Raw genomic sequence first — 25,955 nt, forward strand, 5'->3', positions numbered from 1 at the left:
GTGAAGGCCCTCGTAAGAAATGTTGATGTGGTGGTGGTCGGCGCCGGTTTCGCCGGGTTGTATGCCCTGCAACGGCTGCGGTCACAGGGCCTGTCGGTCATCGTGTTCGAAGCAGGCTCGGACGTGGGCGGCACCTGGTTCTTCAACCGGTACCCGGGTGCGCGCTGCGATGTGGAGAGCATCGACTATTCCTATTCATTTTCCGATGAGCTGCAACAGGATTGGGACTGGACCGAGAAGTACGCCACCCAGGAGGAGATCCTGAGGTACATCAATCACGTCGCCGACCGGTTCGACCTGCGCCGCGACATCCGCTGCCGTACCCGCGTCACGTCGGCGGTGCTTGACGAGGGACAGGTGTCCTGGACGGTGCGTACCGATCGAGGGGACGAGGTGACAGCGCGGTTCTGCGTCATGGCCACCGGCGCCTTGTCCACCGCCAACATGCCCGACATCCCCGGTCGTGATTCATTCGCCGGCGAGCTGTACCACACCGGACACTGGCCGACGGCAGGCGTGGATTTCACCGGAAAACGCATCGGGATCATCGGAACGGGATCCTCGGGTATCCAATTGGTGCCCATCGCCGCCCAGACCGCCGGCGAACTCTTCGTATTCCAGCGCACCGCCAATTACAGTGTCCCCGCGGGCAATACCGTGATCACTCCGCAACGCCGCGCCGAGGTGAAGGCCAGCTACGACGAGCGGCGGCGACAATCCCGGGCAAGTGGCGGCGGCTCCCCACACCAGGCGCATCCCAAGAAGACTCTGGAGATCACCGCCGAAGAGCGGCGGGCCGCGTTCGAGCAACGCTGGGATCTCGGCGGGGTGCTGTTCGGTAAGACCTTCCCGGATCAGACGACCGACATGCGCGCCAACGACGAAGCGCGCGCCTTCTTCGAGGAGAAGGTGCGCGCTGTCATCGACGATCCCGCCGACGCCGATGTTCTCATCCCGACGGATCATCCCATCGGCACCAAGCGAATCTGTACAGACACCAACTACTTTCAGACATTCAACCAGGATCATGTGCATGTGGTGGATCTGCGCACCAGCCCGATCGAGTCGATAGACAGCGGCGGAATTACCACCACTGCACAGCATTACAGACTCGACATGATCGTCTTCGCCACGGGGTTCGATGCCATGACGGGCTCGCTGAATCGGATCGATATCCGGGGCCGGGGCGGCAAGACACTCCAGGACACCTGGCGGGCCGGGCCGCGCACCTATCTGGGGCTCGGGGTCGACGGATTCCCCAACCTGTTCATCGTGACCGGCCCGGGCAGCCCCTCGGTGCTGGCCAACATGGTGCTGGGTGCCGAACAGCATGTGGATTGGATCGGCGAGCTGTTGGGGCATATGGCCAAACACGGCTTCTCAGCAGTGGAGGCCGACTCTCGAGCCGTCGACGACTGGGTCGCCGAGTGCAATGAACGCGCCGCCGCCACCATGTTCCCGCAGGCCAACTCGTGGTACCTCGGCGCCAATATCCCCGGCAAGCCAAGGGTTTTCATGCCGTTCATCGGTGGTTTCGGCGTGTACGGCGCCATCTGTGCCGATGTCGCTGCCAGCGGGTACAAGGGCTTCGCCCTGAGCGGTAGCAACGCGTGACACGGCTGCTGGAGCGGGTTGCGCTGGTCACCGGCGCAGGCCGGGGCATGGGGCGCACACATTGCGAGCGCCTCGCCGAGGAGGGTGCCGATGTCATCGCGATCGACCTACCGGGCTGCACCGAGCTGGCCGACACCGTCAAAGAGGTGCAGTATCGCGGACGGCGCTGCGTGCCCGGCTTCGCCGATGTCCGCGATCCGGAATCACTCACCCAGGCCATCGATGCCGGAGTGCAGATGCTGGGACGGCTGGACATCGTCGTCGCCAACGCCGGAATCTACGAAAGCCTCGGCCCCTCCTGGGAGATCACCGAAGATGCCTGGCAGCGGTCGCTCGACGTGAATCTGACGGGTGTCCTCCACACCGTTCAGGCGGGGGTGCGACACCTGACGTCGGGCGGCTCCGTCGTGGTCATCAGTTCCACGAACGGCCTTAAGGGCACCCCCAACACCGTGCACTACACCGCGAGCAAGCACGCCGTCGTGGGCCTGGCCCGCACGGCCGCCAATGAGCTGGGACCGTTGGGTATTCGGGTCAATACCGTGCATCCGGGCGCGGTCAACACGGGGATGATCCTCAATCCCGAGGTCATCGCTCGCCTGCGGCCGGACCTCGCACATCCCACCGAGGCCGACGCCGCCGAAGCCCTGGCGGAGCGCACCTTGTTGCCGGTGCCCTGGGTGGAAACCGTGGACATCAGCAATGCCGTGGTGTTCCTGGCCTCCGACGAAGCGCGCTACATCACTGGCACCCAGCTGGTGGTCGACGCCGGACTAACGCAGAAAGTGTGATGAATCGCGTGACAGGACGATTGGCGGGCAAGGTGGCGCTGGTCACCGGCGCCGCCCGGGGTATTGGGCGTGCGCAGGCGGAGCGCTTCGCGCAGGAGGGTGCCGATGTCATCGCTCTCGATATCTGCGCGCCGGTGCACACCACCGTCACGCCGCCCGCGACACGGGCCGACCTGGACCGGACGGCCGATCTGGTGGAGTCTTACGGCCAACGGGTCATTCCGGGTGTGGTCGACGTACGGGATCTGCGTGCGCTGGAGACCTTTGTCACCGACGCGGTTACCGCATTCGGCGGACTGGATGTCGTGTGTGCCACCGCCGGAATCAGCTCGCGCAGCATGCTCGCCGAGATGAGTGAAAGCGTGTGGCAGACCATGCTTGACGTCAACCTGACCGGCGTGTGGCATACCACCCGCGCCGCGATTCCACACCTGATCAGCCGTGGCGGCGGCTCCATGGTGCTGGTGAGCTCCATCGCCGGGCTGCGCGGTCTCGTCGGGGTCTCGCACTACGTCGCGGCCAAGCATGGCGTGGTGGGGCTCATGCGTTCACTGGCATCGGAGTTGGCGCCGCACAAGATTCGCGTGAACACCGTGCACCCCACCAACGTGGATACCCCGATGATCCAGAACGACCACGTGCGACGGATGTTCCGGCCCGACCTTGAGGAACCGACTCAAGAAGAATTCGCTCACGCCGCCAAGACCATGAACATGCTCGACCTGCCGTGGGTGCAGCCGCTCGATATCGCCAACGCCTCACTGTTCCTGGCCTCCGACGAGGCGCGCTACATCACCTCGGTCGCCCTGCCCGTCGACGCGGGCAGCACGCAGCGGTAGCAGCGTTCGGCGGTACCGTCGAGGCATGAACGTGCTCATCTCGGCCGACGAACTCGCACAACGCCTGTCCGATTTTCGCGTTCTCGATGTGCGCTGGACCGTGATGCAGCCGAACGGCCGCGCGGCCTACCTCGAGGGTCATCTTCCCGGCGCGGTGTTCGTTGACCTGGATGCCGACCTCGCCGACCACGCGGTGACGGGCCGTGGCCGCCATCCGCTGCCCACGCCGCAGGCTCTCCAGGCCAGTGGCCGGCGCTGGGGTCTGAGCGACGGTGACGCCGTGGTCGTCTACGACGATTGGAACGGGCAGGCGGCCTCGCGCGCCTGGTGGCTGCTGCGTGCCGCCGGAGTTGCCGATGTCCGGATTCTCGACGGCGGCTGGGCGGCCTGGCAGCGCTTCGGAGGACCCGTCGAGACGGGAGAGGTTGTCGCCGAGCCCGGCGGGATCACCATTTCCTCGCTGGACGGCTTCGCCTCGGTCGACGCCAACGCGATTGCTTCCCAGGCGGAATCACCCGATGCCTTGGTCCTGGACGCCCGGGCGGCAGCCCGCTACCGCGGCGACGAAGAACCCCTGGATCCCCGCGCCGGGCACATCCCCGGTGCCGTCTCCGCTGCGACTGCCGAGAACCTCACACCGCAGGGCACCTTCCGGTCCGCTGCCGAATTGCGCGAGCGCTTCGAGCTACTCGGCGCCGGACGGCACCCTGTCACGGTGTACTGCGGGTCCGGTGTCACCGCCACGCATCAGATCGCGGCGTTGGCCGTCGCGGGATACGACGCCGCCCTCTATCCGGGGTCGTGGTCGGAGTGGTCGAACGACCCGCAGCGCCCCGTCGCGACCGGGCCCGATCCGAGCTAGCCGATCAGAGCGCCAGCCCCAGGGCCAGCGCGATAACCCCGAGAAGTGGCGGCACCAGCTGCTTAAGCGCGGCTGACGCCTTATCCGGCGACGAGATCAACAGCACCAATCCGGCCGCGACCATCGACCCGGCACCGGTGAACACCAGCGTCGCACCGACAGACGTGCAACCCCGTGCCCACAGCACCGTGCCGACCGCGATGGCGATCGCGAGGAACAGGTTGTAGAAACCCTGGTTGAAGGCCAGAGGTTTCGTCACCTCGGCCTCTTCGAGCGTGCGAACACCGAAAATCTTGCGCGTCTTCTCACTGGTCCACGTGATCGATTCCAGATAAAAGATGTAGACGTGGATGAGCGCGGCGATTCCGGTCAGTACCAGCCCTGCGATGATCATGCTGCGAGAGCCTATCCGTCTCGCCGCTAACGCAGAGCCGGCTCGGGCGTCATGCCGGATTCCGCCGCCTCTAGGGGGGCCTCTTCGCGGATATCGGTGCGCGAGTTCATCGTCAGCACCACCATGCAGAGCGCCGCCAGTATCGCGCCACCGCAGAGCAGCACGGGGTGTGTCAGCACCGGCAGCGCGTCGCTGAGCATTGTCAGCATCATCGGCACCCCGAAGCCCAGGTAGGTCAGCCCGTAGAAGACGGCGGTGAGTCCGGCCAGGTCCGTGGGCCCGGCGATCCGGTTCACCTCCTGGAGCCCGCTGACCAGTGCCGTCCCATACCCCGCACCCAGCACCAGCGCGGCGATCAGGACCCATGGGATCGTGAGCCGGTGCGCGGCAACGGCGGCCAGCGCCATCCCCGCGGCGACCAGCGCCAGCCCGATGATGCCGAGCCGCGCGGTACCCGGCCGATCGATCCTGGGCGCAAGCAGCTGTGCGGTGAAACCGCAGCCCAGGCAGACCAGACAGCACAACGCGGAGAACGCGATGCGCTCGCCCGGGAGTGTCGGGGCGATGAGCGTGGGCAGCACCGCGTACGCCACCGCCGCCGAGCCGAACACCCAGGGCGCCAAGGGCATCACAACGAACAGGAAGCGGCGACGGCGCGCGGCGGGGATCTTCAGATCGTCCACCAGCCGACCCGGTGCGCGCTCGGCCGCAGATTCCGGAACCGAGAGTGCCAGTACCGCACCGGGAATCGTGATCGCGATGTTGACCAGGAACGCCAGGTGCTGTGGCCAGGGGCCCCACTGCGCCAACGCTCCGGCCACGGCAGCGCCGAGCGCGAATCCCGCGGTCAGGCTCATGGCTCCGCGCCGCGCACCAGCGCCGATCCGGTCAAACGGGGGAGCCGACAGCTCCTTGACCCATGAGCTTCCTGCGGCCATGGCCAGGCCCAGCGCGATACCGGAGAACACCCGCCCCGTGAAGAGCAGCGCGAAATGCTGTGCCCCCAGGGCCAGCACCAGGGACCCGGCCATCGAGATGAACGGGGCCGGCAGCATCACCGCACGTCGGCCGTAACGGTCCGAAAGTGGTCCGCCCAGGAAGAGCGCCGGGATGATGCCCAGCACGTAGGCGAATAACAGTGTGTCAACGGATGCGGCGGATTGCCCCGCCTGCCGATACATCACCAGTAGCGGGGTGAATTCATTACCGCCCCAGGCAATTCCGAACATCGCGAGGGCCACCCGCTGCCATGGCGCCAGCAGGCGGCTAGTCACGCTCGGTCACCACTTTCATGTGCTCCACCAGCTCGACTCTGAAGCGTGCCGCGTCGCCCGCCGCAAGCGCGTCCACCAGCGCGCGGTGTCCGGCAACCGAGCGTGCGACCCGCACCGGGTCTACCCCGATGGCGGCCGCCGCCATTCGGCGCTGACGCTCGCGAAGGCTGTCGTAGAAGTTCTCCAGCAGCGGGTTTCCGAGCTTGGCCACGATCGCGCGGTGGAAGTCCACGTCTGCGGCGGCAAAACCTGCGGCATCGCCCTGCGCGGCACGCCCCAATTGCACCTCGATGAGCGCTGACAGGTCTGACAGGAGTGCCGGAGATGCGCCTCGTTCGGCAATGCGCGCCGCGGCAGCACTCTCCACGACGCGGCGCGCGTCGACGACGTGTCGGCGTTCCTCTGGGGTGATGGGCACGACCAGCGCCCCGCGCTTGGGATAGAGCCGCAGCCAGCCTTCGGTTTCGAGCCGCAGGAAGGCTTCCCGCACGGGAGTGCGGCTACACCCCATCCGCGCCGAGATCTCCCCTTCGCTCAGCAGCTCACCGCCGGGGATATCGCCGCTGAGGATGCGCTCCTTTACCGAGCGATATGCCTCTTCACTTGCGGAGATGGCCACTGTTCGAATAATAGACACAACTTGTATCTAAGATGACGGCGATAGCTATAGCAAACCGAAAAACACACTTCACGGGGTGTTCAGCGTCACGTTGAGCCGGTGATCGATGCCACCGTCACTGCAGACGCACCGCCTCGCTAGCGGGCCGCCTGCTCGTCGGCGATCCGCTTGTCCAGCTTTGCCTCGAACGTGTTGGCAAGCGCCGTGCACGCCGTCGGGTCAATCATCGGATTCGGGTCACGTTGCGCCGCGAGCCTGTTCAGCTTCGTGATGTCGTCGGCTTGTTCGGGGTGCACGGAGAACAAGATGTCGCAGGGCAGCGCGCGCACCGTCTGAATGCTCTGCCGAAACCTGGACACGTGGCCGGGCGCAAAACGGTAGTTACCGGTGGCGACAGCATTGAGGCTATCGGCGTAGACCATGTCCAGGCACCGGCCTCCCTCGCACGATTTCCAGGTCCAGCTGACACCGCCGGGCGTGTGACCCGGCGTGAAATGCGCTGTCACCGCGACATTTCCGAGCTTCAGCACCTCCCCATCGGCAATCTCCCGCACTCGTTCAACGGCAGGGAAGGCTGCATTCGCGGTATCGGAGGCCTGCGGATCATCGGCGGACACGTGCCCGGCGCGCAGCGACTGTGCACCGATAGGGCTCGATACCGCCGTGGCACCACTGTCATGGACCACCGCGGCGATACCGCCGGCATGGTCGACGTGAGTATGCGAGGACAACACGTACTTCAGGTCCTCGACGGCGAAGCCAAGCGTGCGGATGTTGTCCTCCACCTGGGGCGCCGATTGCGGCATGCCCACGTCCAGAAGAATCAGACCCTCGTCCGTCCGAATCAGCACCGAACTGATGCCCTCGGTCCCGACGTAATAGGTGTCACCGTGCACACGGATGGGCGCACGCGGCTGCGTCCAGATCGGGTCTCCCGCCACCGGTGCGGTCAGCGAGTTCCCGTGTTCATGCTGTTCGGGCCCCTGCGGCGAGGCGGTGCAGCCCGCGACGAGGACAGCGAGAGCGGCGGCGGCGAGCAGTTTCACGATCTCCATCCCTACCACCTCACCGAACACCCGAGCACGCGGATTTAGACGCGTGCTTCGATAACACCATGCAACGCACTATCTACACCGAGGACCACGACGCGTTCCGGGAGTCCGTGAAGACATTCGTGCAGCGCCACGTCGAGCCGCGCGCCGAGAACTTCATCGAGCAGCGCTACATCGACCGCGAGCTGTGGCTAGAGGCCGGCAAGCAGGGCTACCTGGGGCTCGACGTGCCCGAGGAGTTCGGCGGCAGCAGTGCCGGCGACTACCGCTACAACGCGGTTCTACAGGAGGAGCTGTCGCGCTCCAGCGCCGCACTGGCCTCCTCGATGTCCATCCACTTCGACATCGTCGCCCCCTATCTGGTCGAGCTGACCACCGATGAGCAGAAGCAGCGCTGGCTGCCGAAATTCTGTAGCGGCGAGATGATCACCGCCATCGGCATGACCGAACCGTCGGGCGGCTCCGATCTGGCGGCCCTCAAGACCACCGCGGTCAAGGACGGTGACGACTGGGTCATCAACGGCTCCAAGACGTTCATCACCAACGGCGCGCGCGCCGATCTCGTCGTCGTCGCCGCGCGCACCGCACCCGAGCTCAAGGCCAAGGGCATCACCTTGTTCGCCGTCGAAGAGGGCATGCCCGGCTTCGAGCGCGGCCGCAAGCTGGACAAGGTGGGCCAGCCCGAGGCCGATACCGCCGAACTGTTCTTCACCGATGTGCGGGTGCCCGCCGAGAACGTGATCGGCGAGGTCAACCAGGGATTCATCTCCATGATGCAGCGCCTGCCCCAGGAGCGGATGGGCTGTGCGGTCGCCAACATCGCCCACGCGGCCGCGGTGCTCGAGGAGACGATCGAGTACGCCAAGGAGCGCAAGGCATTCGGTCAGCAGATCGGCAGCCTGCAGTACAACAAGTTCCTCATCGCCGAGCTCGTCACCAAACTCGAAGCGGCGCAGGTGTATGTCGATCAGGGCGTGCTCGCGCACAGCAAGGGCGAGCTCTCGGCGATCGATGCCGCGAAGGCCAAGTGGTGGTCCTCTCAGGTGCAGAATGAGGTCATCGACGCCTGCGTGCAGCTGCACGGTGGCTACGGCTACATGAAGGAATACCGCGTCGCACGGGCCTGGATGGACGCGCGCGTCACCAAGATCTGGGCCGGTTCCAACGAGATCATGAAGGAGCTCATCGGTCGCGACCTGGGCTTCTGATCCGACCCCGCCCGGGCCGCTACCGTCGAATGGGAATCTGGCGAGGCGTTTGGCCGGAATTTCCTCGTGAGATTCCCACTCGGTGAAAGGGCATCATGACTGACGACGGACGCGTACGGGTTCCGGCCGACCTGGACTCGGTGACGAACATCGGCGGCGGCGATCAGGCCGAGGACCACTCCGAGATCGATCCCGCCGCCGTTGAGCGCATTTGGCAGGCGGCCCGGCACTGGTATCAGGCGGGTATGCACCCGGCGATCCAGGTGTGTTTGCGGCACAAGGGAAAAGTGATCCTCAACCGCGCCATCGGGCACGGATGGGGTAACGCGCCCACCGATCCGGCCGACGCCGAGAAGATCCCCGTCACCACCGACACGCCGTTTTGCGTGTACTCGGCCGCCAAGGCCGTCTCGACGACAGTGATGCACCTGCTCATCGAACGCGGCGCGTTATCGCTGGACGACCGCGTCTGCGAATACCTGCCCACCTTCACCAGCCGCGGCAAGGATCGCATCACCATCCGCCACGTGCTGACGCATAGCGCGGGAATCCCGGTGCCCACCGGTCCCCGGCCGGATGTCACCCGGATGGATGACAGCGAGTACACCCGCGAACAGCTCGGCCAGCTGCGCCCGCTTTACCGTCCCGGCCTGGTGCACATGTATCACGCACTGACCTGGGGGCCGTTGGTGCGCGAGATCGTGCTCGGTGCGACCGGCAAGAGCATCCGCGACATCCTTGCCACCGAAATCCTTGATCCCCTTGGGTTCCGGTGGACCAACTACGGTGTGGCCCCGGAGGATGTGCCGCTGGTGGCGCCGAGCCATCCCACCGGTAAGCCACTGCCCGCGCCCATGCGCGCGGCCTTCCGGGCGGTGGTCGGCGGGACGATGCACGAGATCATCCCGATGTCGAACCAGCCCTTCTTCCTCACCGGCGTGGTGCCGTCGTCTAACACTGTCTCCACCGCGAACGAGCTGTCCCGCTTTGCCGAGATCCTCTGCCGGGGTGGCGAACTCGATGGGGTACGGATCATGTCCCCCGAGACGATCCGGGCCGCGGCGGCACCGGCCCGGCGCCTGCGGCCGGACATGGCAACCGGCGGCATGCCGATGCGCTGGGGGACCGGATACATGCTGGGCTCCAAGCGGTTCGGGCCGTTCGGGCGCAACTCGCCTGCGGCGTTCGGGCACACCGGGCTGGTGGACATCGCCGTGTGGGCCGACCCCGCCCGTGCACTGTCCGTCGGCGTGGTCAGCAGCGGCAAGCCGGGTAACCACAAGGAAGCCAAGCGCTACCCGGCCCTGCTGGACCTCATCGCCGCGGAGGTACCGCTCGTCTCCTGATGTTTCAGCACTCGTTTACGGGGTACACCTCGCGTGGATCGGGGATCAGCAACTGCCCCCAGCGAAGGAAACATCGACATGACGCTCTCCCACAGCCGCATTCGCCGTGCCACCAGCATCGCCGGTGTGCTCGGGTTCATCACCGCGACAGCCCTATTGCCCACGGCTTCGGCCGCGCCGGACTGTAGCCGCGAGAGGCTCTCCGACACCGTCGGCTCCACAACGATCGCCGCCCGCGGATACCTCGACAATCACCCCGGTGCACGGGCGGTGCTCGACGCCGCGCCCGACCAGCCGCGCGCCCAGGCCGCCGCGAACATCCGCGCGTACTTCACCGCCAACCCCGGCGAGTACCACGAGCTGCGCGGCATCCTGGCCCCGATCGGTGATGCCCAGCGCGAATGCAATGTCACCGTGCTGCCGCCGGGCCTGGCCTCTGCGTACGACGAGTTCATGGCCGGCTGAGTTCGGCTAAAGCTCCAGGCCGAGCAACGCGTTCTCGATCAGCTCGGGCAGCGCCGGGTGTATCCAGTACTGACCTCGCGCCATCTCGCGCACCGGTATCGAGAAGCTCATCGCGGTGATCAGCGATTGGATCAACGCCGACGCCTGGTAGCCGACGATGTGCGCGCCAACCAGCAGCCCCGTCGACCGATCGGCGACCAGCTTGCACAGCCCCTCGGTGTCCTCCATCGCCCATCCGTACGCGATGTCGCCGTATGTCTGCACCTTGACCGCCACGTCGATCCCGCGTTGCCGCGCCTGGTCCTCTGACAACCCCACCGATGCCACCTGCGGACGGCTGAACACCGCGCCGGGAACAAACCGGTGATCGCTGGCGGTAGTCGGGGAATCCCAGCCGGACAGCAGATTCGCCTGCACCACCCGCGCTTCGTGATTGGCCACGTGCTTGAGCAGATAGTGCGAACTCACATCGCCGAGGGCGTAGATGCCACGCACCGGTGTGCGCTGGTACTGGTCGACCGGCACCCGGCCCTGCTCGTCGAGCTCCAGTCCCGCCGCGGACACATTCAGCTGATCACCGTTGGGGGTGCGTCCGGTGGCGACCAGCAGCACATCGCCCGTCACCGTTGATCCGTCGGTGAGGTCCAGTTCGACACCACCACCATCGATCTCGCGAGCGGCCACCACTTCTGTGTTCAGCCGCACATCCCACCGCGCCGACACCACATCGGTGAAACGCTGCGCGATCGTCTCATCCTGCGCGCGCAACAGCCGCGGGCCGCGCGCGATCACCGTGACCGCCGAGCCCAAGCCACTGAAAACGTGCGCGAACTCGGCGGCGATGAAGCCACTGCCGACGATCACCACACGCTCGGGTAACTCCGGTAGACGCATGATGTCGTCGTTGGTGTGAAAGGCCACGCCGCTGTCGGCGATCACCGGCGGGATGACCGGACGTGAACCCGCGGCGATGACCACCTGCCGGGCGTCCAGGATCGTGCCGTCCGCCAGCTGGAGTCGATGGACCGGGTCGCCATCGGTATCGGTGCCCGGCGCCATGAATCGCCCTTCTTGCTGAAAGACCGTGATGTTGGGGCAGTCCTCGACGCGGTAGCGCAACCCACCCGCCGCGATCGGGTCGATCCTGCCGAAGACGCGTTCACGGATGTCGGCCCAGCGAGTTCCCCGCACCGAGCTGTCCACACCGAGCCGGGAGCCGTCACCGGCCTCGTCGGCCAGGTCTGCGGGGTAGACGAACATCTTGGTGGGTATGCAACCGACATTCAGGCAGGTGCCACCGTAGGCGCCCGCGTACACACCGCGATCGACGATCGCGATCTTCTGGTCCGCGAAGCGGTCATCGGGCAACGAGTTTCCGCTGCCGGAACCGATGATGACGAGGTCGTACACCTGTTCTCCATCCGTTGAGGGCGCGCTCTCTCGGTGCCGAGCGTTCCCCCTTACGCTGCCATATCGGCCGGCACCATGACGCACACCCGGGTACCGGCGCCCGGTGCCGAGGTGATCGCGACATCGCCGCCCGCGGCGTTGATGGGAACCGTCAGCGAGGCCAGCCCGATGTGCCCGTCGGCGACCGACGCGGACAGATCACGCGGATCGAAGCCCTTGCCGTCATCGGCGACCACCAGCGTGAGGAGATCGTCATCTCGAGCCAGCTCGACGTGAATGTTCTTGGCACGTCCGTGCTTCACCGCATTAGTCAATAGCTCTTTGACCGCGCGGTACACCAGCGGCTGCGCCGGGGGACTGCCCACTTCCTGCAGCTCAGTGCTGACCTCGACGGTGCCCCGCGCCGCGTACTGTCGGCCGAGCTCACGGACCGCCGCCGTCAATCCCAGCTCGGCGAGCACCTGCGGATGCAGGGCCGACACCGCGCCGCGCAATTCCGCTGCCGTGTCGCGCAACGACGCATGCACCGCCACCAACACCGGATCAGGTTGTCGTTCAAGAACTTCCTCGATTTCCAGGCGTGCCGCCAGCAGATTCTGCAGCGGGCCGTCATGCAAGCGCTCGGCGACTTCGCGGTTGTGCCGCTCCTCGGCGCGCATCGCTTCCAGCACCAGCTGCTCGCGCGTGCGCAAGAGCTGCTCGACGTGTTCGGAGCGGCGTTTGAGCACGAAGCACATTCCGGCGGTCGCAGCGGCCAGCCACAGCAATGTCACAACGGTGAGGTACTCGTCGCCGGGAATACCGTCGATGTTGCCACTCCTGGTGTAGAACACCAGAACACCCAAATACCCTGCAGCGGTGATGGTTCCGAGGACAGCCGTCACAGCCGGACGCTCTTGGAAGGCCACCGAAACGGGAAGCAGGAAGAACACCGGGAGCAATTCCGACGTGCCGTAACCGGAGGCCACACACAGCGCCACCACGGCGGCGATGTCCACGGCGGTGGCGGCAGGGGCCACCCACATCGGGACATGTCCACGAACCGCGATCAGCACCCACACAATCGCAGACACCGTGTACACGGCCAGTACCCCGTAATACACACCGACATGCCACATTTCGATGTTCGGGTTAGACCCCAGCAGCACAATCAGCACGATCAGGGGCAGACGTAGCCAGGCCGAAACCCGCATGGGTTCAGCGGTGAAGTACCCGGCCACCCGCTCCAGCGCCACGGCTACTCGAGCAATCCACGCCGCATGGCCTCGGCCACCGCCGCCGCCCGGTCACCGACGCCGAGTTTTTCGTACAGCCGCTGCACGTGCGTTTTCACGGTGGACGGAGCCAGGAACAGTTGCTTGGCCATGGCCGGCACGGTGAGGCCGTCGGCGATCATCTGGAGCACCTCACGTTCACGCGTGCTCAACGACGGGCCTGCCGGTTGTGCGCGCTTGCGGATCTCACCGGCCAGTCCCGCCGTGAGGCTGGCCGTCACCACGTCCCGGCCCCGCGCGCAGTCGAGCACCGCACTGACCAGTTCCGCACGCGTGGATTCCTTCGACAGGAAGCCCGCGGCACCCTCCGCCAGCGCGTGATAGACGATCGCCGCGTCGTCATGCGCCGAGAGCAGCAGTACCCGGGTACGCAGCTCGTCGCGGCGCACGGCCGCCGCCACCTGCGTCCCGTCGAGCTCCGGCATCCGGTAATCGAGCAGCGCGACGTCGGGCTGGTGCTCTCTGATCAACGCGAGCGCACCGGCGCCATCCTGAGCCTCCGCCACCACGGATATCTGGCCGCTTCCGGTCAGCGCCCGCACCACACCCTCGCGAAAAAGCGGGTGATCATCGCCGACAACCACCCGCACAAGTTCGCCGCTCACCTGCACAAACGCAAGCTTGGCACGCCAAATCCACGTGTGTCCCCCAATTGGGGGACATCAAGATCCTCCGGTGTATCAGCCAGTCGCCCGACATACATTCCGGCCTCCGCGCCGCATCGTTGAAGTATCACCAAGCAACCCGGTGATCCAACTCAAAGACCCACTGGCACAGGAGAAATCATGAAGAAGTACATCATCACCGGAACCGCCGCCGCCGCCCTCGCGCTGGCGCCACTCGGCTTCGCCCTCGGCACCGCATCCGCTCAGACCGACGGCTCCAACGCCCAACAGACCGTCAGCGAGCTTCAGGCACAGGGCTACAGCGTGATCGTCAGCAAGACCGGATCCAAGGCCCTCAACCAGTGCACCGCCAGCAGCGTGCGTCCCGGTCAGACCACCGTGCGGTCCGATTACGGCCTGCCGAGCAACAAGCGTCCGGGCGTCTTCACCAACACCACGACCACCAAGACCATGTATGTGGATGTGACCTGCTGATTTAGCGCCGGTACCGACTACATACCAACCTCGTTCCATTTGATGCCGATTCAGACACGGGTGGGTAACGGCCCTCGCCAACCGCGCAACGACCATAAGAGACTGCGTATGCGACGGGTCTCACGCTGCCCGCGATGCAGATCGAAACTGTCGGAGCGCTGGGGCCAAACGGCTTCTGGTGGAGGAGGAGATTGCCGTGAGTGCGCCCAACGATTCCCCGGCGGACGGCTCCGAGGACGAGATCCTCGACCGGACCGGACCCATCATCCCCATCAAGCTGGGCGCGCACGCCAAACGGCAGCGCGCCGAGGCCGCCTCGCTGCAACAGCGCCAGCCCGAGGTGGAACCCCGCCCACTGCAGTTACCGCCTCGCGGCCCGCTGTCCATCGTCGACGCCGTACCTCAGCATGATCCGCATGTCGATCTCCCTCCGGCCATCGGCGACGCGTTGGGAGCGCAGCTTCGTTCAGAAATTCTGCCCTCACCGCGTCGGCCCGCGTCGATTGGTTGGCGTAAGTGGGTGTACCGCGGGAGCTTTGGCGTTATCAATCCGGGCGAGTCCCGTGAAGAGGCCGAGCTTCGTGAGCTGACCGCCGTGGTGCGCACCCCCTGGCGGGGCATCCACTCCCTGGCGGTGCTGGGCGGAAACGGCGGCGTCGGCAAGACGATGATCACCGCCGCTCTCGGTTCGGTGCTCTCAGAGCTGCGCCGCAAGGACATGGTGCTGGCCACCGACGCCGATCCGGGCCAGTCGGCCAACCTGGCGTCGTGGATTGATCCGTCGGCCTCGTCCACCTTCGCCGACGTGCTGGCCCAGGACGAACCTGAGCGCAACTTCGATCTGCGCTTCTTCGTCGGCCAGAATCCGGTGACCGGGCTGGATGTGCTTGCCGCCAACGCACATTCGGTGCGTCCGCGCGGGGAACTCAATGCCGAGATCTACACCCAGGCCCACAGTCGGCTGCAGCGGCTTTACAGCCTGCTGCTCACCGATACCGGCGTGGACTTCTGGCATCCGGTGATGCCCGGCGTGCTGCGGTCCGCCAACGGTGTGGTGCTGGTTGCGGCCGCCACGCCGGTCGGCGCCGAGGGCGCGGTCCGCGCGATCGAGTGGCTCATTTCCGAGGGTTACGAATATCTGATCCCCCGCATGGTGGTGGTGATCAACCATGTTCGCGGCTACGACAATCGCGAGGATCGCAGGAACTCCGAGCGTCTGGTGGCAGCGATGGTCGCCCGATTCCACCGCTGGATCTCGCCGAACCACATCGTCGCTGTGCCTTATGACCCGCATATCGCCACGGCGGGCCCGCTCGACATCCATCAGCTGCAGCCCGAGACCTGGCATGGCCTGGTCACCGCAGCGGCCTCGGTCTCGGCCGGCCTGGCGAGCGCCTGGAGCGTCTAACGGCCTAGCGCCACGGGCGCCTATCCTTTCCGGAGTGTCCGAATTGTCGGGGGAGTCCCGTTCCGCGTTGCGCGCGCGCCTCGACGGCGTGACCCTTCGCGACGCGTCCCGGCTCGGGCGCCGCCTCAAGAACCTGCGAAATCCTGCCGACGCCGAGAAACTCCTCGAACAGATCTCCACCGCCGAGGCACTGGTGGCCACCCGGACCGCTGCCGTCCCGACGATCACGTACCCAGACCTACCCGTCAGCGCGCATCGGGACGAACTCGCCCGCGCAATTTCCGCGCATCAGGTGGTCGTCGTCGCCGGCGCCACCGGCTCGGGGAAAACCACACAGCTTCCCAAGATCTGTCTGGAGCTGGGCCGTGGAATCCGTGGCACCATCGGCCACACCCAGCCACGCCGACTCGCGGCACGCACCGTCGCCGAACGTATCGCCGAGGAACTGGGCACGCCCCTTGGCGAAACCGTGGGCTACACCGTCAGATTCACCGACCAAGCCAGCGACCGCACCCTGGTCAAGCTGATGACTGACGGCATTCTGCTCGCGGAGATCCAGCGCGATCGACGGCTACTGCGCTACGACACCCTCATCCTGGACGAGGCGCACGAACGTAGCCTCAACATCGACTTCCTCCTGGGCTATCTGCGCGAACTGCTGCCACAGCGGCCCGACCTGAAGATCATCGTCACCTCGGCCACCATTGAGCCGCAACGCTTTGCGGAGCACTTCGGGGGAGCACCCATCGTCGAGGTGTCCGGGCGGACGTACCCGGTCGAGATCCGCTACCGGCCGCTGGAAGTCCCTGTTTCCAGTGATTCGTCAGATGATCCGGACGACCCCGACCATGAAATCGTCCGTACCGAGATCCGCGACCAGACCGAGGCGATCGCCGACGCCGTCCGCGAGCTGGAAGCCGAACCACCCGGGGACGTATTGGTATTTCTGTCGGGTGAGCGCGAGATCCGCGATTGCGCCGAGACGCTGCGCGGCAGCTTCCACAACACCGAAGTTCTTCCGCTGTACGCACGTCTACCAACAGCAGAGCAGCATAAGGTCTTTGCGCCCCACACCGGCCGGCGCGTGGTGCTGGCGACCAACGTCGCCGAAACCTCCCTGACCGTTCCGGGCATCCGCTACGTCATCGACCCCGGCACCGCACGCATCTCCCGCTACAGCCGGCGCACTAAGGTGCAGCGCCTGCCCATCGAATCCATCTCCCAGGCGTCGGCCGCCCAGCGCTCCGGCCGTTCCGGACGTACGGCACCCGGTATCTGCATCCGGCTGTACTCCGAACAAGACTTCGAGGCCCGGCCCCACTACACCGATCCGGAGATCCTGCGCACCAACCTTGCCGCCGTCATCCTGCAGATGGCGGCGCTGAAGCTCGGCGATATCGAGAACTTCCCGTTTCTGGATCCGCCCGACAAACGCAGCATCCGCGATGGTGTACAGCTGCTGCAGGAATTGGGCGCGTTCGATACCGGCGGCGCCATCACCGAGCTGGGGCGACGGCTGGCACGGCTGCCCCTCGACCCACGCATCGGCCGGATGATCTTGCAGGCCGATGCCGAGGGCTGCGTCGGGGAAATCCTGGTACTCGCGGCCGCACTGTCGATTCCCGATCCACGGGAACGACCGGCCGACCGCGAGGATGCGGCTCGCCAAAAGCACGCGCGCTTCGCCGACGACCATTCCGACTTCAGCGCCTATCTCAATCTCTGGCGATACATCCAAGATCAACGAAGCCAACTCTCGGGCAGCGCCTTCCGGCGCATGTGCCGCGAGGAGTTTTTGCACTACCTGCGCATCCGGGAATGGCAGGACTTGGTGGGGCAGCTACGCAGCATCGCGCGTGACCTCGGCATCCGCGAGTCGGGTGAGCCCGCCGATCCGGGATTGGTCCACGCGGCCCTGGTCGCGGGCCTGCTGTCCCATATCGGTCTGCGCGAAGGCGACTCCCGCGACTATTCCGGTGCACGCAACACCAAATTCGTACTCGCCCCCGGCTCGGTGCTGACCAAGAAGCCGCCCCGGTGGGTGGTCGTTGCCGATCTGGTCGAGACCAGTCGGCTTTTCGGCCGGATCGCGGCCCGCGTCGAACCACAATCGGTAGAGCGGATCGCCGGGGATCTGGTGCAGCGTACCTACAGCGAGCCGCACTGGGACGCCGAGCGCGGATCTGTGATGGCCTTCGAGCGGGTGACTCTCTACGGGCTGCCACTGGTGCCGCGCCGCCGGGTGGGCTACGCGCAGGTGGATCCGGAGCTGGCTCGCGAGATGTTCATCCGGCACGCGCTGGTGGAGGGCGACTGGCAAAGCAAGCACCACTTCCTGCGGGACAACGCGCGACTGCTGCGCGAGCTGTCCGAGCTTGAGGACAAGGCGCGCCGGCGCGATCTGCTGGTGGGCGATGACGAGATCTTCACCCTGTACGCGGCGCGCATACCGGAGGATGCCGTGTCCGCCAGGCATTTTGATGCCTGGTGGCGCAAACAGCGGCACAAGACGCCCGCTCTACTGACGTTCACACGTGACGATCTGCTGCGTTCCGAACACGCGATCGACGATATGCCCAACACCTGGAGGTCCGGTGATGTGGCGTTGCCTGCCAGTTATCGATTCGAACCCGGTGCGGCTGATGACGGCGTATCCGTGCATATTCCGGTCGAGGTTCTTGCTCGCCTGGGCGGCGACGAATTCGCTTGGCATGTGCCGGCTCTGCGTGAAGAACTGGTCACCGCGCTGATCCGTTCGCTACCGAAGGATCTGCGCCGCAACTTTGTTCCCGCGCCCGACACCGCCCGGGCGGTGCTCGAGAACATTGCGCCCGGATCCGAACCGCTGGTGTACGCGTTGGGGCGGGAGCTGCACCGGCTCACCGGCATCCGTGTACCCACCGACGCGTTCGACCTGGACAAAGTGCCCCCGCACCTGCGGGTGACCTTCGTGGTCGAGTCCGCCGACGGCACCGAGGTGGCACGTGACAAGGACCTCGATGCGCTGCAGCAACAGCTCGCGGGCTCCACCCGCCAGGCCGTGGCGGCGGCGGTCGCGGGGGATTGGGAGCGCAGGGATCTACGCGGCTGGCCGGAGGACTTACCCGAATTGCCCTGCACCGTGGAACAAGTCAGCGGCGCCCACACCGTACGCGGATATCCGGCGCTGGTGGATACGGGCAACGCGGTGGACATTCACGTCTTCGCCACCGCTGCCGAGCAACGGGCCTCCATGGCGGCGGGCACCCGTCGCCTGCTGCGGCTGTCGATTCCGTCACCGATGAAAGCCGTTGAACGCGGCCTGGACCCGCGATCCCGGCTCGTACTCTCGTCCAACCCAGATGGTTCCTTGGCCGCGTTGCTCGACGACTGTGCCGACGCAGCCGTCGATCTGCTTGCCCCCGCACCGGTATGGACCCGGGCAGAGTTCACGGCGCTCCGCGATCGTACGGCACAGAGTCTGGTAGCCACCACGCTCGATACCGTGCGCCGTGCCGAGAAGGTTGTGACGGCCTGGAGTGAGGTACACGTGGCGCTGCCCACCACAGTGCCTGCGGTGCAGGCCGATGCGATCACCGACATGCGCGATCAGCTCGCCAGACTCCTGGAGGCGGGATTCGTCGCGGCCACCGGCGCCGCGAAGCTGGCCGACCTTGCGCGTTACGTCACCGCGATCAGTAAGCGACTGGAACGTCTGCCCCAGGGGGTGGAGGCGGACCGCGAACGCATGCAACGCGTGCATGCAGTCGAGGACGTCTACGACGATCTGCTGCGTGATCTACCCGCCGGGCGCTCCGATGATCCCGATATCAGGGATATCGCGTGGTTCATCGAGGAATTGCGGGTGAGCCTGTGGGCCCAGCAGCTCGGCACCGCGCGTGCGGTCAGTGAGCAACGAATCATCAAGGCCATCAACGCAGCTCGATAGGTTTCGTCGGATCGGCAAAGCATAAGGGCCAGAAACTCTTGAGAGTTTCTGGCCCTTATGCGAATCGCTAGCCGGCGTTTATGCGCCCCATTTGGCGCCTTCGGCCATGTCGCGGGCGTTCATCGACAAGGTGTTGGTTTCGTGGGTGGAACCCATCGCGCGGTAAGCGCGGATCAGCTCTTCCATCGCGGTGTTCCACTGAGCCTGCCAAGCGGCCTGGCTCATCGAGGTATCACCGTGCCAGGCCGCCTGCAGGGAAGCCTGCTGAGCGGCCAGGTCAGCACCCAGAGCGGTCAGCACACCGGAATAGGTGTTCATCTCACCGGCATGAGCCAGCATCGCGGGGTAGTTGAAAGTAATCTGCGACATTTCTATCTCCTCAAAAGTCCGGTCTTAGACACCGACGTAACGGCTGGCGGCGGCGGCATCCTCGGCCACGTAGGTGGCGGCGGCATCACCAAGGTTGATCTGCGCGATATCGAGCAGCGCGTTGACCTTCGCGGCGACCTCCACGAACCGGGCGTGTGCGGCCTGGAAAGCCACCGAAGACTCACCGACATGGAACGCCTGCGCCGACAACGCCGCCGACTCCGCCTGCGAGATCGTCGAACGCATCAAAGCAGTCTTGGCACCAAAGGTGCCCTCCGCAGCCACCAGGGCCGGAATGTGCGCATCAAGCAAACTCATTGTTCCTCCTGAATTGTGTTGTGTTGCATGTGATTCAAATGGTCAGTGAAGTGGGGCGGCCGGTCAGCTGCTGGACCCCCCTTCGGCGGGTCCGTCAGGTTCGGCTCCCCACGTGGTGGGGATCATGGGCATGGTGCGCGTGCCGTCCATGCTCTCCGAGGCGGTCTCGCGTTCGATCAGACCGGCCGCGCTGGTGCTCGAGGTACTCCTGGATACCGTCCCGGAAAAGCCAAGCTGGCCCGTGCCGCGAGAAGAAGCCCCCACGCCAGCAGGCTGCCGTGTTGTCTGTTCCGAAAAGTCGGGGTCCACGGTGGAATTCATGTCCATGAACTGCGGGGCCGGATCTTTGATCCGCGCCGCGCGCTTGCGGCGGGCACGTGAACGCGCCGACGCGGCCGCGGCGGCCGCCGCGGAGATCCCCGCTGCCGGCGCCTTGGCACCCGCACCTTCATTCAATGTCGGCCCAAACCGCGCCGCCGGCGGATCCTCCTGCACCGCGTACACCATGTATGCGGGAGTGGCGGCCGCCGGAGCCGGTGATGTGGACGTGGGTGCACTGGAAGTCGTTGGGGCGGAGGATGAGCCGCCCGGCATCGACTGCCCCGACGGCACCTGCGCGAGCTGTAGATCCTGTTGCAGGTTGCGGCGCTCGATCCGTGCAGGCTCGCGGCCGGGCTCGTCCTCATGCCCGGGCTCTTCGATACCGGCGGGCGGAACCAGGGCTGAAAGAGCGAGTCCGAGCACAATCGGCAGCCAGGCCGGCGCCGAAAGCACAATGCCCCAGAAGGTGAACCCGAAGGGAATGAAGAACGCCTCGTACGCGATGAAGAACAACAGTGGGAACCACGCGAAGAACGCAGCGATCGGGTTCTTCATGAAGTCTTCGATCATGTCCTGGAGCGTGCCGAGCGGATTGGTCATGAACCGCATGAGCTGGTCGATCATGTTATTGCTGTTATCCAGCGCGGTACCGGATTCGAGGGCTTGCGGTTGCGCCGCCATCGAGGTCATGTCGGCGGACATCCGCGACATTTCCCCACCCGGAGCCATGATCATCGGTGAGGGCTCCGTCGGAGCCGTAGCAGCCAGCGCTGTGGACGAGACCCCCTGGTAGACGCCCATCGTGGTGGCGGCCTGAACCCACATCCGGATGTAGTCTGCCTCATTGAGCGCGATCGGAATGGTGTTGATACCAAGGAAATTGGTGGCCAATAGCACGCCATGAATCATGTGGTTGGCCGCCAGCTCGGCCAGTGTCGGCATCGCGGCCAGAGCCGTGGCATAACCGGCGGCGGCCGTCTCCTGCAATACCGCATTGGAGGCGCTCAGCGCGCTCTGCTGCGTCAGCCAAGCCAGATACGGTGCGTGGCTGGCAACATACTGGGTGGCGCTGGGCCCCTGCCAGGGACCGGCGTTGGTGGCAGCGAGCAGCTGCGTCAACTCCGTTGCGGCAGTGGCATATTGCGCGGACAGCGCCTGCCACTGAGCAGCCGCGGCCAGCAGTGCACCGGGTCCGGGACCGCTGGACAACAGGGCGGAGTGGACCTCGGGAGGCGCGGCCATCCAGATGGGGGCAGACAATGAACTACCCCCGCGCGATCATGTATGTCATCGCGGCCTGCATATCCCCGGTGGTGTAGCTGGCCGCGGACTCCGAAACACCCAGACCGGCCCGGCCCAGCTCCTCAACAGCCAGCGCCGCCACCCCGGTGTGTTCCACACCGCGGGCACTGAAACCGGCCGCGGTCTCCAACGACACCGGATCGGCCGCCGGGGGCACCACCGCACCGATCACCGGCGCGGCAGCAGCATGTGCGGCGGCCAGACGCGCGGTCAGCGCCTCCACCGCAGCACTAGTGGCAAGCAGACCTTCCGGAATGACATTCAGATTCATCGTGGGTACTCCCTTCCCTGAGCAGCATGCTCACTGATGAGCGAAGACGCGGCCTGGGCGCATCTGCGCGCACCGGCACGAGGAAACGTCCTCACCTGCAGGCGATTTGAAGTAGCTGTAAAGATCATTGGTGATCGACCAACCCTGCGAATCGATGACCGCATAAAGGGAAATTAGCATCGCCTAACACTGTTGTCGATAGTTCGCTCAATGCTGATTCACTAGTACTGAGCTGTTTCAATTAGAAACTTATAGGTTGCTGGAATCGATATTCGGCCCCATTGACGCCCCGCGTTTGGGTGTGAACTGCGCTTATTACGCCCTCGGTCTAGAAAAATCTCTCTAGTGCGCTAACGGCTTGGGCTCCGCGAATCACCGGACCACTGTGGCGCAAGTCACTAGCAACGACGCCCCCGTCGCGCCTCCGGCGTTGGGATCACCCAACCGGACGGTCGGACAGTGCCGAGAGAACTCTGCGTGCACGCGCCGCCATCTCATCGGCCGACCGCTCGGGGTGGTGCCACCACCACTGCACCAAGGCCGAAACCATGTTCTCCCAGACCAGAGTCGCGGCCGACAGGTCATCCTCATCACTCAGGCCCAAGGCACCGAGCGCCTCCGTCACCGCCGCTGCGGCCTGTTCACGCAGTACGGTTCGCTGGCGCCTAGCCGCATCCCGGGCCCGTCCGCTGGGCACTGTTCTGTCGTAGAGAACCGGCCAGTCGCTGCGCCGGTCCTCCAAGGTGGCGAAGATCGCCGTCAACACCGATTCAGCGACCTCCTTACCCGCAGACGATCCGGACAGGGCTCCGCCGATTGCCGCGGCCAGCCGCTCCCCGGCCCTTTCGACACACGCGACGTAGAGATCTTCTTTGGACCCGAAATAGGCCAACACGAGGGCTTTCGATACCCCGGCACGGGCAGCGATCCCGTTCATGCTCGACGCCACGAAGGTCGATTCCCCGAACTCGTCCGCGGCGGCAGTCAAGATCCACTGCTCCCGCTCCTGCCGGGGCATTCCCTTGCTGCCGGACCGGACGGGTTGCACGCGTATGACGGTAGCGGAGTGCCCTCGCACGTTCCTGACGCATGCCACCTGTGCTCGCGATTCACACCAACGAATGGATTGACCGAACGGTCACTTAGTCATATATTACCGAGCGGTCAATTCGTGACGCCGAAAGTCGTCGCAACGCAGAGAGGCGGTTGAAATGACATCAGTAGCGATCATCGGTGCGGGTTTCTCGGGCCTGGCAGCAGCCATCGAACTCCTTGCCGCGGGCCACGACGTCATCCTCTACGAGCGAGCCGAAGACGTCGGCGGCGTCTGGCGCGAGAACACCTACCCCGGCGCGGCCTGCGACGTACCGTCTGCCTATTACTGCTTTTCCTTCGACCCGAACCCCCGCTGGTCGCGGCGGTATGCCCCGCAACCCGAGATTCTGGAGTATCTGCGCACGGCAGCGGACAAGTACAAGGTGCGCGAGCGAATTCGCTTTGGCACCGCCATCGTGTCCGCGTCCTTTGACGCGGACACCGGCCGATGGTGTCTCGAGTCTTCCCACGGTGACCGCTTCTGGGCCGACGTCCTCGTGCCTGCCGTCGGGCAGCTGTCACGACCCACGCTCCCGGAAATCCCGGGACGTGAATCCTTCGCCGGCCCCTCGTTCCACTCCGCCCAGTGGGATGACACCGTGTCCCTTGCCGGAAAACGCGTCGCCGTCATCGGCACCGGCGCGAGCTCCATACAACTGGTGCCGGAGATCGCTCCGATCGTGCATTCTCTCAAGGTCTTTCAGCGCTCCGCGCCGTACATCGTGCCGCGCCCCGATTCGCCGCTCACACGCCTGCACCATGTCCTGGCGTCTCGGATTCCCGCCACGCTGCGCGCGCAACGCCTGAGCTGGCAGGCACTCACCGAAGGATTCACCGGCGTGCTGCACTACTCGCCACTGTTATCGCGCGCCATGACCAGCATGTCCCGTGCCTTCATGCGATATCAGACCCGTGGCGACGCTGAACTTTTCGGCAAGGTCTGGCCGGACTACCCGTTGGGATGCAAGCGGGTGCTGTTCTCCAACACCTATCTGCCCGCCCTGCGCCGCGACAATGCCACGCTCATCACGGATTCGATCGCCGAGATCACTCCCGACGGAGTCTTATCCGCGACCGGCGAGCACCACGCCGCCGACCTCATCATCTACGGAACGGGCTTCGCCGCAGGCGGTTTCCTCGATCATGTGACCATCACCGGACTCACCGGCACCGAGTTGCGTGAGCAATGGAGCCAGGGCGCGCGTGCCTATCTGGGTATGGCGGTCCCGGGATTTCCCAACATGTTCCTCATGTACGGACCGAACACAAACCTCGGGTCCGGTTCCATTGTGGCGATGCTCGAATGCCAGGCGGCATACATCCGCCAGGCCGTCGATGCCGTCGGCCCGGGTCTTGCCCTTGATGTCGACCCCGGCACCGAAGACGTGCACGACGCTGCGCTGCAGGCGCGTCTCGGCGGCGGTGTGTGGTCACGCTGCGAGAGCTGGTATGTGGGTCCCAACGGCCGGGTGACCACGAACTGGCCCGGTCTGGTCAGTGAATACCGGAGCCGCACCAAGGAATTCGCGATATCCGACTACCGTGTCCTACGGCCCGAATCCGGAAAACCGAATCGGCATGCCGCAATGACTGACGGAGGGAAACGATGAACGGCCAGCCCATCTCCCGTGCACTGTCCCGCCTCATCGTGAACGGGCTCCTTCCCCGTATCGATCGCCGCCTCGACGCGTCCCGAAAGCCCTTCACCGACCAGTCCATCTTGCGACCGCACGCCAGTAGTGGCCCCTGGACGGCAACGCACTACGGCGTCTTCATCCCGGACCTGGACTCGCCGTATCGGTACCTGAACACCATGACCCTGATCGGCGCGATCGGCGCGGAACTGTTCGACAACGACTACCTGACCGTCGCCGATGCGCGGCATACCGCCACGGTCCTGTCCTCGACCGCATCCGGCGACCAGCATCACTACCGTGCCTACGACTCCCAGCGCGACTGCCACTTCGCCCCAGATGGCAGCGTCTTGCGCTGGGGAGAGGACTTACAGATCGAGGTCGATTTCCCACGGGTAACCGTTCGTGGCCGTTACCAACACTTTTCAGCTGATATCGAGCTGACCGTCACCGATCAGGTCTCCTACTTCGTCAAGACCCCAATTTATGACCACCTGAGCCTGCTCGCCGAATACACGGGCGTCATCGCCGACGCGACGGGAGCGACGGCGATCAACGGACTCGGCACCTTCGAGTACGCACGGTTCCTCAGCCATCAGTCGCTCACACGGCGGGCGCTGCCCAGCCAACTCAAGCTTCCCGTCGACTTCTTTACCTATCAGATCATCGATCTGGGTAATCGAACCCAGGTGCTGCTCACCGATGTCCGCGCCCGCGGTGCCATCGCCTGCCGGCTGGCGCATGTACGTGTCCTGGGCAAGTCCACCGAGGTGTACACCGATGTCCGAATGGACGTCACCGAATACCGAGAGAAGCCGACGATCGACGAGCAGGGGCGTTCCATGCGGCTCCCTCGCCGCCTGAACTGGACCGTCCGCGACGACCACGGACACCTTGTTCTCGCTGTCGACGGGCTCGTCGACTCACCTCTGCGCTACGGCCATGGCCGGGGCTACGCGGGTGCCTACAGCTATACCGGTGAATACCAAGGTAATCCGGTAGGCGGTTCGGCCTACATGGAGTGGGTGGACACCGCGCGATAGGTGGCCCGCGGGTACGGA

The 25,955-nt window shown here is 65.4% G+C and carries 24 protein-coding genes; 12 read left to right on the forward strand and 12 right to left on the reverse strand.

The features are described 5' to 3' along the window. Genes AOT83_RS11690 through AOT83_RS11705 form a run of 4 tightly spaced genes read left to right on the forward strand, consistent with a single transcriptional unit; the run spans position 1 to position 4,106 of the window. A complete protein-coding gene (locus AOT83_RS11690; RefSeq protein ID WP_057965404.1) occupies positions 1-1,614 on the forward strand; it encodes an NAD(P)/FAD-dependent oxidoreductase in 1,614 nt (537 codons plus the stop codon). Further along, positions 1,611-2,405, forward strand: a complete 795-nt coding sequence (locus AOT83_RS11695; protein ID WP_057965405.1) for a mycofactocin-coupled SDR family oxidoreductase — start codon at positions 1,611-1,613, stop codon at positions 2,403-2,405. The genes AOT83_RS11690 and AOT83_RS11695 overlap by 4 nt, the downstream gene beginning before the upstream one ends. A gap of 8 nt (positions 2,406-2,413) precedes the next feature. After that, the gene (locus AOT83_RS11700; RefSeq protein ID WP_109394491.1) at positions 2,414-3,244 is read left to right on the forward strand and encodes a mycofactocin-coupled SDR family oxidoreductase; all 831 of its coding nucleotides are present in this window, start codon (positions 2,414-2,416) and stop codon (positions 3,242-3,244) included. 25 nt (positions 3,245-3,269) lie between these two features. After that, positions 3,270-4,106: a sulfurtransferase gene (locus tag AOT83_RS11705; RefSeq protein WP_057965407.1), complete on the forward strand. Its 837-nt coding sequence runs from the start codon at positions 3,270-3,272 to the stop codon at positions 4,104-4,106. Between the two features lie 4 nt (positions 4,107-4,110). On the opposite strand, the gene AOT83_RS11710 is transcribed toward AOT83_RS11705, so the two are convergent. From AOT83_RS11710 to bla, 4 genes are all read right to left on the reverse strand, one after another. Beyond that, positions 4,111-4,500, reverse strand: a complete 390-nt coding sequence (locus AOT83_RS11710; RefSeq protein WP_057965408.1) for a DUF1304 domain-containing protein — start codon at positions 4,498-4,500, stop codon at positions 4,111-4,113. 26 nt (positions 4,501-4,526) lie between these two features. Next, positions 4,527-5,729: an MFS transporter gene (locus tag AOT83_RS11715; RefSeq protein ID WP_057965428.1), complete on the reverse strand. Its 1,203-nt coding sequence runs from the start codon at positions 5,727-5,729 to the stop codon at positions 4,527-4,529. A 37-nt stretch (positions 5,730-5,766) separates the two neighbouring features. Further along, a complete protein-coding gene (locus AOT83_RS11720; RefSeq protein ID WP_057965429.1) occupies positions 5,767-6,405 on the reverse strand; it encodes a GntR family transcriptional regulator in 639 nt (212 codons plus the stop codon). A 125-nt stretch (positions 6,406-6,530) separates the two neighbouring features. After that, positions 6,531-7,448 carry a subclass B3 metallo-beta-lactamase gene (bla, locus tag AOT83_RS11725; RefSeq protein WP_070928472.1) on the reverse strand — a complete coding sequence of 306 codons (918 nt, stop codon included), beginning with the start codon at positions 7,446-7,448 and terminating at the stop codon, positions 6,531-6,533. Between the two features lie 59 nt (positions 7,449-7,507). Here bla and AOT83_RS11730 point away from each other — a divergent pair, with 59 nt between their 5' ends. The 3 genes from AOT83_RS11730 (at position 7,508) to AOT83_RS11740 (ending at position 10,464) form a co-directional block, all read left to right on the forward strand. Continuing rightward, complete coding sequence (locus AOT83_RS11730; protein ID WP_030096216.1) at positions 7,508-8,653, forward strand: acyl-CoA dehydrogenase family protein; 1,146 nt, start codon at positions 7,508-7,510, stop codon at positions 8,651-8,653. A 95-nt stretch (positions 8,654-8,748) separates the two neighbouring features. Continuing rightward, positions 8,749-9,999 carry a lipase LipE gene (gene lipE / locus AOT83_RS11735; RefSeq protein WP_057965410.1) on the forward strand — a complete coding sequence of 417 codons (1,251 nt, stop codon included), beginning with the start codon at positions 8,749-8,751 and terminating at the stop codon, positions 9,997-9,999. 78 nt (positions 10,000-10,077) lie between these two features. Then, entirely contained in the window at positions 10,078-10,464 is a 387-nt protein-coding gene (locus tag AOT83_RS11740) for a heme-binding protein (protein ID WP_057965411.1), read from the forward strand. Between the two features lie 6 nt (positions 10,465-10,470). Here the strand turns inward: AOT83_RS11740 and AOT83_RS11745 are convergent, their stop codons facing one another. From AOT83_RS11745 to AOT83_RS11755, 3 genes are read right to left on the reverse strand one after another with little or no spacing between them, the layout of a single operon-like run. Continuing rightward, positions 10,471-11,874, reverse strand: coding sequence for a mycothione reductase (locus AOT83_RS11745; protein ID WP_057965412.1), 1,404 nt, complete (start codon positions 11,872-11,874; stop codon positions 10,471-10,473). A 50-nt stretch (positions 11,875-11,924) separates the two neighbouring features. Next, positions 11,925-13,067, reverse strand: coding sequence for an ATP-binding protein (locus tag AOT83_RS11750; RefSeq protein ID WP_057965430.1), 1,143 nt, complete (start codon positions 13,065-13,067; stop codon positions 11,925-11,927). Between the two features lie 44 nt (positions 13,068-13,111). After that, entirely contained in the window at positions 13,112-13,738 is a 627-nt protein-coding gene (locus AOT83_RS11755; protein ID WP_057965431.1) for a response regulator transcription factor, read from the reverse strand. Between the two features lie 195 nt (positions 13,739-13,933). On the opposite strand from AOT83_RS11755, the gene AOT83_RS11760 reads away from it, so the two are divergent. The 3 genes from AOT83_RS11760 to hrpA all read left to right on the forward strand — a co-directional run bounded on the left by AOT83_RS11760 (position 13,934) and on the right by hrpA (position 19,584). Further along, positions 13,934-14,248 (forward strand): hypothetical protein, encoded by a 315-nt coding sequence (locus AOT83_RS11760; protein WP_057965413.1) that lies wholly within the window; start codon positions 13,934-13,936, stop codon positions 14,246-14,248. Between the two features lie 178 nt (positions 14,249-14,426). Next, complete coding sequence (locus AOT83_RS11765) at positions 14,427-15,656, forward strand: MinD/ParA family protein (protein ID WP_057965414.1); 1,230 nt, start codon at positions 14,427-14,429, stop codon at positions 15,654-15,656. A 43-nt stretch (positions 15,657-15,699) separates the two neighbouring features. Beyond that, positions 15,700-19,584: an ATP-dependent RNA helicase HrpA gene (gene hrpA / locus AOT83_RS11770; protein WP_057965432.1), complete on the forward strand. Its 3,885-nt coding sequence runs from the start codon at positions 15,700-15,702 to the stop codon at positions 19,582-19,584. Positions 19,585-19,662: 78 nt separating this feature from the next. Here hrpA and AOT83_RS11775 read toward each other — a convergent pair whose 3' ends face one another. From AOT83_RS11775 to AOT83_RS11795, 5 genes are all read right to left on the reverse strand, one after another. Then, on the reverse strand, positions 19,663-19,953 hold the full coding sequence (locus AOT83_RS11775) for a WXG100 family type VII secretion target (protein ID WP_005062633.1): 291 nt from the start codon (positions 19,951-19,953) through the stop codon (positions 19,663-19,665). A gap of 24 nt (positions 19,954-19,977) precedes the next feature. Continuing rightward, entirely contained in the window at positions 19,978-20,271 is a 294-nt protein-coding gene (locus AOT83_RS11780) for a type VII secretion protein EsxS (protein WP_030098163.1), read from the reverse strand. Positions 20,272-20,334: 63 nt separating this feature from the next. Further along, positions 20,335-21,852: a PPE family protein gene (locus AOT83_RS11785; RefSeq protein WP_057964524.1), complete on the reverse strand. Its 1,518-nt coding sequence runs from the start codon at positions 21,850-21,852 to the stop codon at positions 20,335-20,337. Positions 21,853-21,856: 4 nt separating this feature from the next. Further along, entirely contained in the window at positions 21,857-22,165 is a 309-nt protein-coding gene (locus AOT83_RS11790) for a PE family protein (RefSeq protein ID WP_030098157.1), read from the reverse strand. 436 nt (positions 22,166-22,601) lie between these two features. Next, complete coding sequence (locus tag AOT83_RS11795; protein ID WP_030098156.1) at positions 22,602-23,183, reverse strand: TetR/AcrR family transcriptional regulator; 582 nt, start codon at positions 23,181-23,183, stop codon at positions 22,602-22,604. 193 nt (positions 23,184-23,376) lie between these two features. On the opposite strand from AOT83_RS11795, the gene AOT83_RS11800 reads away from it, so the two are divergent. After that, complete coding sequence (locus AOT83_RS11800) at positions 23,377-24,870, forward strand: NAD(P)/FAD-dependent oxidoreductase (RefSeq protein ID WP_057964523.1); 1,494 nt, start codon at positions 23,377-23,379, stop codon at positions 24,868-24,870. Then, the gene (locus AOT83_RS11805) at positions 24,867-25,937 is read left to right on the forward strand and encodes a DUF6670 family protein (RefSeq protein ID WP_057964522.1); all 1,071 of its coding nucleotides are present in this window, start codon (positions 24,867-24,869) and stop codon (positions 25,935-25,937) included. The genes AOT83_RS11800 and AOT83_RS11805 overlap by 4 nt, the downstream gene beginning before the upstream one ends. Positions 25,938-25,955 lie beyond the last annotated feature (18 nt).

The organism is Mycobacteroides sp. H001 (genome assembly GCF_001440005.1).
In the GTDB taxonomy this organism is placed as follows: Bacteria; Actinomycetota; Actinomycetes; order Mycobacteriales; family Mycobacteriaceae; genus Mycobacterium; species Mycobacterium gwanakae.